This is a genomic window from Bacteroides sp. BFG-606 (assembly GCF_024788145.1).
Lineage (GTDB): Bacteria > Bacteroidota > Bacteroidia > Bacteroidales > Bacteroidaceae > Bacteroides > Bacteroides vicugnae.
The window spans coordinates 2,569,255-2,584,486 of sequence record NZ_JANUIL010000001.1 but is presented as its reverse complement, the minus strand read 5'-3'; the positions used below and the strand labels follow the sequence as shown (position 1 = coordinate 2,584,486).

The window sequence follows — 15,232 nt, the reverse complement described above, 5'->3', positions numbered from 1 at the left end:
TTCATTAAGTGAAACTTACTTTTCTCCTTACCTTTAAAAAGCATAATACCTATGGGAGAATGACTATTAATGATTCAAATCAAACACAAAATCATAGTTACCTTCTTCCACGGCAATTGTTTTCTTTTCAACGCTAACTTTCTTCTTATTCATCTTGCACGAAACAGCAGCATCGGGTATGCAAACAGTGGCAGTAGTTCCGGAAGGAACTGAAACTTGAAGATTCAGCAGCCTATTTTTCAATTCCCAATTGACAATAATAGTACCATAAGGTGACTCTTTCGTAGTTTTAGCCCAAGTGACCCCGTTCGGAATTTGAGGATCAATATAGACATGACGATATCCCGGAGCAGCCTCATCAGGACGTATTCCTCCTACAGTTTGATAGAACCAGGTGCCGATGCCATTGTAACAATTATGCACCCGGCTACGTTCGCCACTCCAATATTCCCAGGTTGCTGTAGCTCCATTATCAATCATATATAGATATCCGGGATAATCACGCTTTTTCAATATCTGATAGAAGAAATCCGCTTTTTTATTCTGAACAGCCCATTCTGTCAAAATGGGTACTCCAACAAGGCCGACTGCTATATGTCCTTTATGTTTTTCTTCAGTGATAGCCATCATATTCTCTCTTACCGTATTGTATAAAGCATCGGGGACAACGCCTACCAACATAGGATAACACATATCCAACTGCGAACCTGTGGAATAGATACCCTCACTCGGACGATAGAAAGTCTGATGTATCAGTTTATTAAGCTTTTCTTTACGGGTTGCAAATTCTTCGGCTTCTTCTTTCTTACCCAACACTAAAGCTACTTTATTCATAGCACCCAGACATTCACTGATAAAACAGTTACTTACCAAATCCACAGAAGATTGAGCACCCGCATCCACTCCCATCGGTGCCAGCCAGTCGCCAAGATACCAGTCGCGATATTTCGTATCAGGCCAGCGTTTCAATAAACCGTCGACAGTATATTTATCAACATATTTGAACCACTCTTTCATTTGAGAATAATATTTCTCAATCAGTCGCGGATCATTGTAGTTGACATAAGTTCTCCAAGGAGCCAACACAAAGAATCCACACCAATAAGGACCGCCGCCACCTGCACCAGGATTAGGACCTACGTGTGGCAAACTACCTCCCTCACGCATGGAATCTCCCCATGTCTGTATCCAGTTTTCAAAAGTCGGAGCTACATCATACATGGTTTGCAAAGACATCGTTGAAGAGTTTCCATCACCACCATAACCGGCACGTTCCAGATGAGGACAGTCTACCATATATCCACTAAAGGTGAGACATTTCATTGTATACTGAATCATATTATGAATGGCATTCAAATCGGCATCCGAACATTCGAAAGTGGCCGCTTGCTGATAACCTCCGTGAATCTGGAGCGATTTCATCCATTCTCTTTCCGGCTTTACAGGAAGATTGGAAATACGCACATACCGATAAGCATGATGATTGAATTTATTTCTAAAGCATTCTCCATTCCGTCCACCGGATATATAAATATCACTTTCACCCTGTTTGTCAAATTCTCCGTCTTTAGTCAGATTATCACTATATTCCATTGTTATTTCATGACCTACAGGCAATGTAGGCATATACATTTCAAACCATCCGGTTTGTACCCGTCCCATATCTACCAGCCAAGTGTCTTCATTCAATTGCTTTATAGAAACAGGTTGTAGTTTCTGATAGATTTTATTGACCTCACACATTTGGGGTGAAGCAATATGATCGGGGACTTTCACCGTTACTACCGGAGCCCATTTCATCTTGTTCAATGCTTGTGAAGAAAGATCTGTCGGCAAAATTCTTCCATCCACTCTTTCACCAGCGAATTGCAATGCCTGCCAAGTCCCTGTATCTGAATAACCACTTTCGCGCCCACACCATGAACTATCTGTTTTTGTCAGTACTTCCCATTTTCCATTTCGTAAAACATTCAGTTCCGCTTTCACCAATGGTCCGTCGTAAGCTGCTCCGAAAGTAGTACTTTTATACCATCCCTGTCCAATCCAGATCAATAAGTCGTTTTCTCCCTCTTGCAAGTAGGGAGTTACATCATAAGTGACGATCAATGAACGCTTAGTCAGATGAGATACAGCAGGTGTCAGCACATCCTCGCCAACTTTTTCTCCATTGATATAAACCTCATGATATCCCAATGTATTCACATGCAAAAAAGTGGTTTCCCCTTTTGTTGCATTTACTTTCTTACGAAGAATAGGAGCACAGACCTTTCCTCCCTCAACAGATGATCCTATATATTCGCCATGCATTTGTGATTTATCCAAAATACCAACGGCAAAACGGGCTACCGGGCTCCAGGCCGAAGCCTGTTTTTGGGAATCCCATGCACGAACTCTCCAATAACATAATGAGCGGGAAGACAAAGAAGCACCTTGATAAGGCACCATTACCGAAGCATCGGATTTCAATTTTCCGGTATTCCATAAATCGGCTTTATCTTGTATCAGAAGAATACTGTCCGAAGCCACTTGTATCTCATAGTAAGCTTGTCTACCTTTCAATCCATCACCTTTCAGCTTCCAACTGAAATGAGGAGTAGTATTATCAATCCCCAAAGGATTCACCAGATTCTCACACTTCATTTCTGTCAGTATGAAAGGCGCTTCTTTTGTCTTACCATACATAAATGCTGGCATACAGCCAAAGCATCCTATTAATCCTACAAACAACAAGCGTATATTCCTCATAACATATCAGTTATATATTTCAATGTAATCCATTTGTATTCCTTCGTTCATACCCAATAAGATGATGCTGACACACATCATTATTTCATTCTAACCAGTCTCACCTGATGAGTAACCGGTTTATTTATTCTATAAATTGTTTCAACAATAGAATTCATATAATCACTCCATACCTTACGTATTTCAGGATGCATTGCTTTGACATACCAGTCATAGCTTGCTCTAAGAAAAAAATCTTTTGGCAAGTATTCCTGAAGTTTATCAATAGCTTTCTGATTATCGGCAAACAATAATCCCTCCTTTTTCAAGAAAGAATATTCTGTCCACAAATATTCTCTGAACCGTTTCTCTATTTCAAACCGCTCTTCATTCAGGTACATAATTGTCATAGCCTGCTGATATTGGGGAGTAGTCGGATAGTCCGCCAGATTAATCCCATCTGCCAATCGTTCGGATGAAATATCATCTATAAACTGACCATCTATAGTCAACCGATACCTCCCTTTCTCCAGGTTGATTACCTGAAAGTATTCCTGATTAAATTCCTCCATAAACGGGATTAACTGCATGGCATCACGTTGAGATCTCTTGTTTCCCCAGCCATGCCGCGGAATAGAATCCAAAGGATAAGGAAGCGCATTGGCCAGATAGTCAAAAGCCAGTTCGCCTTCTTTCTTCTTTAATCGGGAGATTTTACAGTTTTGGTGGGTTACAACATTCGACTGCTGTGCATCAATGGAAAAATCCGACACTTTATATCCTGCCAGCCCTTGCGCTTTCAAGAACAAATAAGCCATCACCATCTGGCCATCATTATCCGGATGAATCCGATCTATCCGGCAAAAAGTAAATGTCGAATCTTTCTTCTGTTCTCTTAGACTGATTTCACACATCGGTTGGTTGAAATCTACAAAACCCCATCCATTCTTTTTGGCTGACGTGCGTTGGGCATCTATGATTTTCAGAATGGCGTTATTCTTCTGATGCAGAATGAAATTATTGAACTTTGAGGTTTCATCATAAGGAGAACCACCTATCAATACTTTGGTTATTTTATTCTTAGCCAGCAGCCGTTTTTCTATTTCCCGAAAGCTATCCAACGACTTTGCAATCTGTTGTCCTGACAGTTCGTTTGCATTGTCTTTCATGTAAATATCATAACCGGTATCATTCATACCGAAAGTAAGGGTCACGTAAGTTGGACGTCTGCCGAATACATCATCGTCCAGCCGGTCTTTAATATCCCATGCACTCTCGCCGCCAATACCAGCATTCATGATAGTGATCGGTTTATCCGGAAAACGAGTCATGTAATACAACCAGATAAACGAATGATAATGTCCGCCATGAGTGATGCTATTTCCTGTAAACACTACGCGCTCCCCTTTCTTGAATGGAGGAATTGCCGACTGTGCCTGCAAACTACTAATACTCGCATAAGCCAAACACAGTAATAGAAATATCTTTCTATTTATTTCATGAATCACCATCTGATACCTTTTTTGAATCATACCGAACTATAATTATCAGAACATTATATCCAATTTATTCTTCTCCGCCTTCCCATACTGTTTCAGCAACACACTAACGTCCCCTTTCAGCAATTCGGGTTCTGCCTCTACACTAATAATCTTCTCTTCACCGGGCATCAAAGTAACATAATTATCAGACATAATAACAGGAAGTATACGTTTCTGCGTAGACTTGTTAACAAGCCTCATACGATTGGCAAATGCTACTGTTTCAGCATTATTCTTCAAGGCTATTTTTACCTTTCCATTAGACAGTTCCGACTTATCTACCAACCGGCAGGATAATTCTGCCTCCGGCAGCGTATTCAACAAGGTATAATCGAGATCTCTCACGCCATTTCTCCAATAGAAATTTTCGGAAAGCAGATTACCTCCAGCGTCAGTCAGTTCCAACTTGATAAAATGCAAAGGTGTCAGTTCTTCTATTCCTGCAGGCTTTTCACCATAGACTTCAAACTCAAATAATGAATACCCGAATTGTGTAGCACGACTAATACCCACCAGTTTCACATAACGAGCGGTCACCGGTTCTAAACGAATTTGTTCCGTACCACCTTTTCCAGCCTTATTGGTATAGACCGTTTTCCAATTCTTTGCATCTTTCGACACCTGTAACTCATATTCTTTAGCACAAGCCACTTCCCATTTCAATGTCACATTTTCTACTTTCTCCTCCTTACCAAGATCAACATATATCCATTGAGGATCACTATATTCACTTTCCCAACGGCTTCCTGTACCTCCATCCGTAGCCAATGAAGCCTTTTTGGAATCACCCGTTGAAGAAGAAGCCACTGCATTCCTTCCGAAAGCCAGATTGAACGGATTAAAGTTCAGTGTGAAAGCTTCTGTCCTATTACTGGCCGCCACGTCAATCTGCTTCGCCTGCCCATATGCAGAAACCTCTTTTCCATTCAGATCGTAAATTGTTGCTTTAGCCATTGCCCCTTTCAGGTCTTTCGCTGTCGTATTTATGGCTTTTATACTGTTATTAGAAGCATTCCATTGAATATGTAAAGGCTCACAAGCCTTTTTCGCTCCCCAGTAAGCTCCCGTAGGATCATAATAATAATCATAAGTCTGCCATACAAATGAAGGATAGGCAGGATGGCTCATCCAAATCAAGAGTCCGGCAGCATCATTCCACATCTTATCATTCCAAGCCTCATACATCCCCTTCATTACTTCGATATTCAGCATTTGTGCTTTCTCGCAGAATTCTTCCAGTCCGGACGATTCTCCGTACTGTGTGTTCACCGAGCTCTTGTAATTAACAGGGTTGGCATTGGATGCTTCTTTACCGAAGAAATGCTTGTTCCAGACATTATCATCATCATTCTTCAATTGTTCGTCGGTAGGCAAAGGCCACCATGCTTCTTGAGGTATAAACTCTTTTATACTTTCAAATGTAGGGAAAGTAGCTGTACCAATTTCTGTACGCATACCATAGCCATGGTCGATGCCATAAGGATAGGCCGGTGTATTAAAGGCCAGATTACTGCCGGAAGTTTCGAAATGATGTCTCGGAGGCTGATTTCCCCACCAGCCACTTCCTGACAGGCCATCCTGATTGGAACAGGACTTATACATACGGTCATTATTGTCTTCTTTCGCTACCATTTCACGCAGATAATTATCCAAATCGGGTGCCGGATGTGTTTCATTGGCTCCACACCAAATGGCAATGGAAGGATGATTTCGCAAACGTTTGACCTTATCAAGAGCGTTTGCTTTAAAAGCTTCCGGTTGTGCCACCTCATTATAAGCTACATACAGCCAGAAGTCATTCCATACCATAATCCCATACTTATCACAATAATCGTAAAATTCATCGTCAGTCACACAGCCTGTCCACAAACGAATCATATTATAATTCATTTCTTTATGTAATCTGATCTTCGTTTCATACTCTTTACCCTGACACCGAAGCAAATACTCGCTCATTCCCCAATTGCCTCCTTTCAGATAGATCTTCTGTCCGTTGATAAAAAAGGTCAGAACAGGATAACCTACCACATTATCAATCATTTTATACTCATACTTCTTGATACCAAACGTGAGTTCTTTCACGTCCGATAGTTTACCATCTACAGAACAAGTTAGTTTGCAAGTATAAAGATTGGGAACACCATAACCGTTTGGCCACCAAAGTTTCGGATGATTGATAATCAATTGCGCGAATTCATCTTTGTTGATAGACAATCTGGCAGTCGCCCCTCCATCCACTTGAATATCTTTGGAAAAGGATATATTTCCCGGCTGGATAACTCCGGAAATAACCACTTTCTTTCGTTCAAGAGAAGTATTCTTTACATCAGTCGAAATAGAAATCTCCGCCTTCTGCAAAACAGGCAAATCTGAACGCACCCAAGGGTCTTCCATCACTACATCTCCGGTAACAGCCAGATAAGCATTACCTGTGATACCCGCCAGACGTCCCGGTACATAAGGCATCCAGTCCCATCCGGCACCTGCCAGATAACTGGGGCTACATGCAACTCCATACGGATCTTTAGCCTTGCGTGTTTTCTTCTGATCGGGATCGGTAATCAAAACAGCAATTGCATTCTTACCGGATTTCTTTATCAGATGAGTTACATCAAATTTTGACCGTATCATGTGACCGCTTACATCTTTAGTAGACGTTTTCGTTCCAGATATTTTCTCTCCGTTAAAATAGAAATCAGCAAAACGATTCGTATTATCAAAATGAAGCCACACACGTTTGCCTTTCGAATAGGAAGCCGGAAGTTTAAATTCGGTACGATACCAGAAAGGACGATTATAAAACGTTTCGTCCACTTTATAAATATGGTCGGCATAATTAGGATCGGGAACAATCCCGGCATCTACATAAGCTGTAAAAACAGTTCCGGGAACTACACCTTTCACATAATCGGGCATTTTAAACCCGGGAGTAGATATTTGTTCTCCGGTCGCATTTTCCAAATCTGCTTGCGGTTTCACCTCCCAGACAATTCCGGAATCAGAGCTGTTTAACGACATATTTATATCCTTTTCAGCACATACCCCCTGAATAGAAGTAGCCATCAACGATAATAAAAAAAGACCAAGCTTATTCATCAATCAAGCATTTAAAGTTACCATTTGTTTTTCCAATCCTTACTCCTATTAGATACCCCATCCGGTATTGGGCTGATCGCCCATAAACAGTTCCAATGTACCTCCGGCTACAATATCCGCAAAATCGAGATAGCATTTATTGTACTCCTTGCCATTCAGCAAAGCCTTTTGTATATAGATGTTGTTCGTGTTGTTATCATGAGCTATTACAGTAAATGTCTTTCCCGAATAATAGGTAGGATCCAAGCGAAATTCCACTTTGTCAAATACCGGACTTGTAATTTCCATACGTGTATTGCCCGGACAAGAAGGATGAACACCGGAGGCTACCAACACATACCATGCCGACATCTGGCCTACATCTTCATTGCCGACAATACCTTCTACTTTATTCGCATAAGCTTTTTCGCAAGTATAGCGAGTCCACTTTTGTGTATGCCAAGGCACGGCAAGCTGATTGAACAGGAAAGGAACGAAGTGCACCGGCTCATTTGCATGATTATAATATTCATTCCACAACATATTGGAAGGAGTCTTATTGAAGAAATCAGTCAGGTCGGCAATTACTTTTTCCTTACCTCCCATCAATTCCACCATACCCGCAACATCGTGAGGTACAAACCATCCCTGTTGATAGGAGTTGGCTTCTATACAGCCATACCACTCTTTAAGACGTGCATTCTCCGGCCATGCCACCCATGTTCCATCTGCTTTACGAGGGCGGAACCAACCTTTCTCATGGTCAAAAACATGATGATAAGCCTGTCCCTTTTCATAGAAACATTTAGCATCGTCTTCTTTCCCCATAGCTTTTGCTAATTGGGATATACACCAGTCTGTATATGCGTATTCCAAAGTAGTAGAAATACTCAATGGTTCGGGAACATATCCCAATGAATCATTGCCAAAGCGACGTGATGTATTGACTGCATATTGATATGCCTTCTCCGCATCGTATGTACGGATTCCTTTGATATAGGCATCTGCCAGAACAGACAGGGCAGGATTGCCCAGCATACAACCGGAATAAGAATTCATAAGTTCCCAACGCTCGTAATATTCACGTCCGCTTTGATCGGCCATAGTAATCAGGGAGTTCAGTTCATCGCTAACTAAGCGTGGATTGATAATAGTCTGTAAAGGGAACTGACTGCGAAAGACATCCCATCCGCTAAATATAGTCCGTTTCGTGAAAGTACTGTCGCCCGCATGCACTTTATAATCTCCACCTACATAACGTCCGTCCACATCCGTATAGATACGAGGATCGATCATTGTATGATACATGGCAGTATAGAATATCGTTTTTTCATCATCCGTACCGCCGGATATCCGAATGCGGCCAAGTTCTTTATTCCACAAATCCGTAGCCTCCTGTTTTACCTGTGCTAAATCTTTAGAAGCAATTTCCTGTTTAAAATTATTAGCAGCTCCTTCCATATCGACGAAAGAGATACCCACTTTCATCTCCACGCTCTCCCCTTCTTTGGTCGGAAATTCAGTAAAGAAGCCCAAGTGTTTGCCTTCCAACTCTTTCTTATCTTTTATAATCGGAGCCTGTGAAACACGTGTCAGATAGGGAATACTCACTACCTCATCCCGCTTCCGGGTCCATTGGTCAGGAATATCTGCACTCCAGAAACCGTAATCAGTCAGAGGTTTGCTGAATTGCGCATAATAATAAACGGTATAATTGGCTTTTCCCTCGCCATTACCCCATCCACCACCATCGGGTGTGCACTTCATCCAGCCTTGAATCGTATAATCATCTACCACTTTAATATATTGGGAAGTAGATGTTCCTCCTACCCTGCGTGCCAGATCTATCTGAATACGGGATTGATCGTTAGAGGGATAAGTGAAACGCAATATTCCACAATGCGGCGTCGCACTGCTCTCTACTTTTATTTTGTAATCAGTCAACTCTACAGAATAATATCCGGCTTTAGCTGTCTCGGTTACTTTATTATAAGCCGAACGATATCCTTTGATACTATCGTTATTCTCTTTGCCTGCCACTTTATACAATTCACCGGTAGTTGGCATTACAAGAAAATTTCCTAGATCCCCAAACCACCCTACGCCACTCATCTGGGTAAAAGCAAATCCCTCAATCGTTTTATGCTCATCACTATAACCGGAACCGTTATCGCCTCCTGTTATTGTGTTCGGGCTAACTTGCACCATACCATAAGGAGTCGTAGCCCCAGGAAAAGTTTTACCTAACCCATGATAAACGCCGGCAGCTCCCACACTGGTACTGGCACCAATAAATGGATTTACATAATCCGCCGGGATTAGTTCTTCCGAAGCTGTATGGATCGATGAACACCCTGTCATCCACCACAAAGAGCAAGCAATTAAAAGACTAGCAGTTGCTTTATACATAACAATATTATAATTATTTTAATTCAAACCCAAAACAAATGTCTTTATACCAAAACGAGGCATTGAAATTGTCATTTCCGACTTTCCGGCATGTGTTTTTATTTTCTTTCTTTCGATGCATTGACCATTCAGATCGACTTCTTCCACGCTTGATAATGGCATATCGAAAACGATCTTCTGCAGCTTGTCATTTCCTTCTGCATTAAACAGGCGTAATATAATCTTTCCACTTTCCAACCGGGCAGTACTTATTTGATAACCTGTATTTCGCAAATCGACAAATGATTTTGATTCCAAAGCTGCTATTGAATGGCAGGAATATAGCAACGGCTCATTCCAGCAATCGCTATCATCTGCTATTGATGCTTTGTCCCATTTACCACGATGAGGTATGATTGCATATTTCATCTTCAGCGGCTGCGTAATTTTATAATCCGGCCCCCAAAGTCCTCCTCCCGAATATTGAGCTGTGAGTCCTAATGGATAATCTTTCCCATGAGAATAAGAAGTGGTATGATCTGACAATAAAGCCAGTGCATAATCGCCCTCCTGTTCAGCCAAATCAACCCAATGAAGTATGATATTATGTTTGATCTGATCCCAGGAATTAAAGAAAGTATTGTCGAGTTTACTTTCACAAACATCAAACGGTGCATTCTTATAGATACGAGGAGAATGAAGATCGGCTGGAAACAGAACATTCAGTTTAAACCGGTCATCACAAAAGGCCCTACGATTATCACTCCAATGATTTTCTTTATATTCTCCAATACCTACATTCTTTTTCCAATCAATTGTCAATTCAAAATCAATTCGTTTTGTTCCTTTAGAAAGAGTTATAATCTGTGTAAACGGATGAGAAGCAATTTCTCCTTGTACCTTTACTTTTTTCTCATACGTGTTATCCCTCAATACCGTCAGTCTGCCCGGTGTTTCCGTAGAAGAATGAAATTTATTTTCTTCATAAAAGAAACCTCTCAATTCTCCCAAAGAATATTCACCTGTTTTACATGCAAACTCTTTATTCCCCTCTTTCTTAGCAATCAGACTTTTTATAATTCCTCCTTTCGATAAGTCGAAAACAATCTTATACATATCATTTTCAACCGCGTACTCCTGTTCATTAACCTTTTCACTCTTTGAAACCTGTTCATTCCCTGAAACTGCTCTTTTACCTGTTTCTTTCTTTTTTATGCAATACGTGGAGTAACCGAAAGGAGGAATATCTGCTTCAAAAAACAATCTTATTTTTTCACCCTCACTTTCTACAAAGCAACCTATCTCTTTCCCTTTCCAATCATAAATACCTAAATCCGAATATCCTGATTCCGAAGGAAGAAGGACATTCATTGTTTCTTTTCTTTCTGTTCCTAAAGTATTGAAAACGCGTATATACCGTTGTTGAGTGACCTTTTTCTGTTGAGCAATGGGATTATCAAAGCTCTGCATAGATGCTCCGATAATTCCATCAGCAATAGCATTCGTACTATCTGTCCAGCGTTTGATCTGATCTGCCCATGTACCCTGTTTATTCAATCCATTGTAGGGCACAATCCATGAGTCATGATGCTGCGCCAGCATTAAAGTGCGCCATGCCTCATCCATATCAGCTTGTGGACAGGTATATTTATTCTTCATATAAGCCATCACGGACATTTTTTCCGCCATGATAATCCGATTTTCAGATGTGCGTACTTCCTGTGCGATACGCTGCATCACCTGACTTCCCCACATCAGGTTTACATGCATGTCCTCCTGTGAGAAATGCCAGTCATCATCTGTTTTTCCAATGGAGATCTTTTCAATGTAATCTCTCCATCTCATATATATAGAGTTATTTTTTGTGTTCTTCCCACTTCCTATCCACGGACCATTTTTCCATCCGGCATCCTGAAAACACATACCAACCGGATGCTGAATACCTGCATCACGACAAGCTTTCAAATATGCGTCCGAATTCCCCCAGGCAGTTGTTTGCCAAGTTGATTTCTGCTCCAATTCTTCACAAGCATACCGGGGAACTGTCAATATGGAAGTACCATCTGGTCCTACCCAGTTAACCAGTTCACCACCATAAGCAGCCGTATATCCTCCCCAACAAGTATTAGGACATTTCAATACAGCATATTTAAAACCGAATAGTTTAAGAATTTGTGGCAAACAGCTTGTGAAACAAGGTTCCTCCACGGAATAAGTGACGAAATCCACCTCTGGAAAATGTGCATTTATTTTAGCTATACCATATTGAAACTGCCGTATGATACTTTCACCCGAAATATTATAGCAATAAGGCTGCGCATAAGTAGGATTCGTAAATTCTACCTGCTGACTGGTTGCCACTTCTTTAAAATGCTGATAAGCTTCTGGGGTCTGTACACGAACCGTATCCCAGGTTTCAGGTTCTATTTCCAGACCTATTCGCCAATCCGGATGCATGTGCAACTGATCCACTATAAATTGCGTTTTCCATTTCACCGGATAATGACCATATATTCCGCCATGGTATCCGTCAACAAAATAGGCTTGCTGCGAATAGGCATTAGTAGATAAGAAAACAGTCAGTAATATGATATAAATTTTATTCATGGTATCCTAAGACTATTTGGTTTTGCGTTGTTCCATTTTACGCATAAATTCTTTTAATTTTAGCTGCGCAACTTCTTCGTCATTCTCATTCTCCGGAAATGTCCAATCAAGAAGTACCAAAAGATTCTGATTTACAATAAATTCTTCTTTAAGTTCTTCACTATTATCCACTTCCTGCAGAAAATTTGTTTTTTCATCAGAAGTCAGTTCATCAGCAAAATATCTATTCAGAAAATTTCTCATTCCTCGTCCTTTTTTATCAAAGAACGATTAGATATATAAAAACCCCTAAAAGAATATCTATAAATTAATTAAAAGTCACGCTGCTAAGCACACATTAAGTTTTACTCTCAATTTTTTAAGTGCTATTCCCATTTGACATTCCACTGTATTCACCGAAATTCCCAGCTTCTCGGAAATCTCCCTGTATTTCAATCCCTTCATACGACTTAACAAAAATATATCACGGCATCTTTTAGGTAAACTGTTGATAGCATCTCTGACCAGTCTTTCCGTTTCATTTCCCTCGGATATATCAGATACATCAAAACGGTCTAAAGATTGCAGTTTCAAATTTAATTCTATCTCAAAAGAGGCTTGCACATTCTCTGCATATTTTTGTTCGAATACCTTATGCTTCAAATAATCCAAGCATCTGTTTCTTACAAGTCTGAAAAGGTATGCATTTACATTTTCGATATGATCTATCGCATCTCTTCTCTCCCATAGGTCTGTAAACACATCTTGCGTTATGTTTTCAGCATCCTCTTCCAGTACAACAAATTCTTTTGCGAACCGAACAAGTTTGGGATAATACATAAGATATAATTCTGAAAAGCTCATAGTTGTGTGTTTCTTTAGATTAGTATTCAGTTATCAAAAATCTTATGTTGCAAATATAGAGATGAAAAAAGCCTACTTCTGTGTGGAAGTAGGCAGGAAAGTAGACGTTTTAAAGACTAAAAATCTTATATATATTTAATAATCAACATCTTACCACAATACCATTTTGTTGTTTTGGTAAACCCTGTAGAATCATTTTTGAGATAAAGAACCGAGCTTTTTCACCTCTTCTTCAAAGAGATTACTATCAAGAACAGACATTCTCTTCACTTTACTCTTATAATTATAAATTGTCTGCACAGAATAATGTAGAAATACAGCGATCTGACCTACGTCTATGATCCCTAATCGGATCAATGCAAATATGCGCAATTCTGTATTTAACTGGTCTTTTTCGAGCTTGTAATGCTCCTCCGGTTTCAACAGAGAATTAAACTCTTCTACAAAATTGGGATACAATTTAAGAAATGCTTTATCAAAGTTATTATAAAGTTCTTCAAGTTCCTTTTCAAAAGGACGGGAAGAGGATTTATACAAATCATCAATTTGTCCTGTCTTTATTTTCCTGTTTACATTCTTCCTGTATTCATCAAGCTTATTAATATAAACGGCACACTGGTTCATAAAATATCCCACATACTTTTCCTTGATTAGATTTGCTTCATCAAGATTCTTATTCAATCCAATCAATTTTTCATTCATGGCTTTAAGATGTCGTTTAGCCCGGGATACCACTTTTGTTTGCTTATACGTGAAATACAAGGTTATTGCAAGCGCCACCACAAACAAACTGGTCAGTAATATATAAAAACGCAGGTTTCGTTTCTGCTCCTCCAGCCTGTATAAATAAGTATTCTCTATAATCGGATGAATACGGGCTATTACGGTATTCTTAAAACGGGAGTTATAGAAAATTGCATCATCCAAAGCCACTTTTATATAATTATAAGCACGGTCTATATCTCCTTTATGATACAAATTGACTGCTAAAGTCAACAATGCTTCATTCTCTTTCACCGCCAACTTCGTATCTGTCATAGCAGCCAGTATCAGGTACTTTTCCTCCAATTCAGGATTTTTCATCAACCGATAGATTCGTGCAAGTCCCATAGCCATCATAGCATATCCATGAGACTCCGGTTCCTGTTTATCATATATTTGCGTCAATATCTGAAGTGCTTCTTTTGTGTCACCACTATCTTGAAGCTTCACCGCTTTTTCTTTCCTGTACTCGTCGGACTCATTAAACAAGATACTCATGACTGTATCTCGATAAGCTTCTTTTTCTACAATATATCCTTTAGAGAATCGTACATCATCCGTATATTTAATGAGGTTTTCATAATAGCGTATCTTATTCCAACAATACAATGCTTTCAGATGATCGGGTAAATCTGCACACTCAATTGACTTAAAAATGTCATTTGCCTGAATAAACAAACCGGATAGGGAATAGACGAAAGCCAAACGGAGTTTCTCTTCCAAAAGATATTCCTCATTACCCATCTTCTTTGCAATCTCAATATTCTCATGAATATATTGTTCTGCCGAATCACAGACAAAAGTTTCATACTGATGGATAATCTCTTTATTCAAATTATACAAATCTTCCGGAGTGTTCTGTCCGGACTTCTTTGTCTTCAATTCTTTTATGGTGGCTTCCTTTTTCTGTGTATACACCAAACGTTCAGAAATCACTTTGTCCAACACCTTCAACAAAGAGTCATTTTCATTACCTGCATAGAGGTAAAATAAGGAGTTCAAGAGAAAAAATGTAAACCAAAGTGTGCGTTTCATATTAGTGCGTTCTTTCTTAGTCTGCAAAAAAATGTATTTTATTTGTGTAATTCGTAAAAAAGGAAGTAAATCGTTCTTTTTATTGCATCTTTTAACAAATACAGGAGAAAGAATAGCCTTATTTCAAAATGATATTTATGAAACCGTACCGACCAAAAAACGAATCCTCTGGAAGCGGAGTTAAAAAAAGCTTTTTTGCCACTCGGACTTTGCAAAAAGTATAAATATTAGTTCTATATTTGCAGCCGTTAAAGGAG

General features: G+C 39.7%; 8 protein-coding genes. All 8 read right to left on the bottom strand.

Annotation, left to right across the window (positions count from 1 at the left end):
- Window positions 1-66 precede the first annotated feature (66 nt).
- The 8 genes from NXV01_RS09260 to NXV01_RS09225 all read right to left on the bottom strand — a co-directional run bounded on the left by NXV01_RS09260 (window position 67) and on the right by NXV01_RS09225 (window position 14,975).
- The gene (locus NXV01_RS09260; RefSeq protein WP_259022235.1) at window positions 67-2,745 is read right to left on the bottom strand and encodes a glycoside hydrolase family 78 protein; all 2,679 of its coding nucleotides are present in this window, start codon (window positions 2,743-2,745) and stop codon (window positions 67-69) included.
- An 80-nt stretch (window positions 2,746-2,825) separates the two neighbouring features.
- Window positions 2,826-4,256: an SGNH/GDSL hydrolase family protein gene (locus tag NXV01_RS09255; protein WP_259022234.1), complete on the bottom strand. Its 1,431-nt coding sequence runs from the start codon at window positions 4,254-4,256 to the stop codon at window positions 2,826-2,828.
- Between the two features lie 15 nt (window positions 4,257-4,271).
- Window positions 4,272-7,364, bottom strand: coding sequence for a discoidin domain-containing protein (locus NXV01_RS09250; RefSeq protein WP_259022233.1), 3,093 nt, complete (start codon window positions 7,362-7,364; stop codon window positions 4,272-4,274).
- A gap of 45 nt (window positions 7,365-7,409) precedes the next feature.
- A complete protein-coding gene (locus tag NXV01_RS09245; protein WP_259022232.1) occupies window positions 7,410-9,749 on the bottom strand; it encodes a GH92 family glycosyl hydrolase in 2,340 nt (779 codons plus the stop codon).
- An 18-nt stretch (window positions 9,750-9,767) separates the two neighbouring features.
- Window positions 9,768-12,335 (bottom strand): glycoside hydrolase family 38 C-terminal domain-containing protein, encoded by a 2,568-nt coding sequence (locus tag NXV01_RS09240; protein WP_259022231.1) that lies wholly within the window; start codon window positions 12,333-12,335, stop codon window positions 9,768-9,770.
- A 12-nt stretch (window positions 12,336-12,347) separates the two neighbouring features.
- Entirely contained in the window at window positions 12,348-12,578 is a 231-nt protein-coding gene (locus NXV01_RS09235) for an anti-sigma factor (protein ID WP_259022230.1), read from the bottom strand.
- Window positions 12,579-12,653: 75 nt separating this feature from the next.
- Window positions 12,654-13,178, bottom strand: coding sequence for an RNA polymerase sigma-70 factor (locus tag NXV01_RS09230; RefSeq protein ID WP_195648561.1), 525 nt, complete (start codon window positions 13,176-13,178; stop codon window positions 12,654-12,656).
- A 192-nt stretch (window positions 13,179-13,370) separates the two neighbouring features.
- Window positions 13,371-14,975 (bottom strand): DUF6377 domain-containing protein, encoded by a 1,605-nt coding sequence (locus NXV01_RS09225; RefSeq protein WP_195648562.1) that lies wholly within the window; start codon window positions 14,973-14,975, stop codon window positions 13,371-13,373.
- Between the last annotated feature and the right edge of the window lie 257 nt (window positions 14,976-15,232).

What these genes read in the sequence shown, in the direction of transcription:
- NXV01_RS09230 (WP_195648561.1), bottom strand. Translation starts at nt 13,178, where the DNA reads ATGAGCTTTTCAGAATTATATCTTATGTATTATCCCAAACTTGTTCGG.
- NXV01_RS09245 (WP_259022232.1), bottom strand. Translation starts at nt 9,749, where the DNA reads ATGTATAAAGCAACTGCTAGTCTTTTAATTGCTTGCTCTTTGTGGTGG.
- NXV01_RS09235 (WP_259022230.1), bottom strand. Translation starts at nt 12,578, where the DNA reads ATGAGAAATTTTCTGAATAGATATTTTGCTGATGAACTGACTTCTGAT.
- NXV01_RS09225 (WP_195648562.1), bottom strand. Translation starts at nt 14,975, where the DNA reads ATGAAACGCACACTTTGGTTTACATTTTTTCTCTTGAACTCCTTATTT.
- NXV01_RS09260 (WP_259022235.1), bottom strand. Translation starts at nt 2,745, where the DNA reads ATGAGGAATATACGCTTGTTGTTTGTAGGATTAATAGGATGCTTTGGC.
- NXV01_RS09255 (WP_259022234.1), bottom strand. Translation starts at nt 4,256, where the DNA reads ATGATTCAAAAAAGGTATCAGATGGTGATTCATGAAATAAATAGAAAG.
- NXV01_RS09240 (WP_259022231.1), bottom strand. Translation starts at nt 12,335, where the DNA reads ATGAATAAAATTTATATCATATTACTGACTGTTTTCTTATCTACTAAT.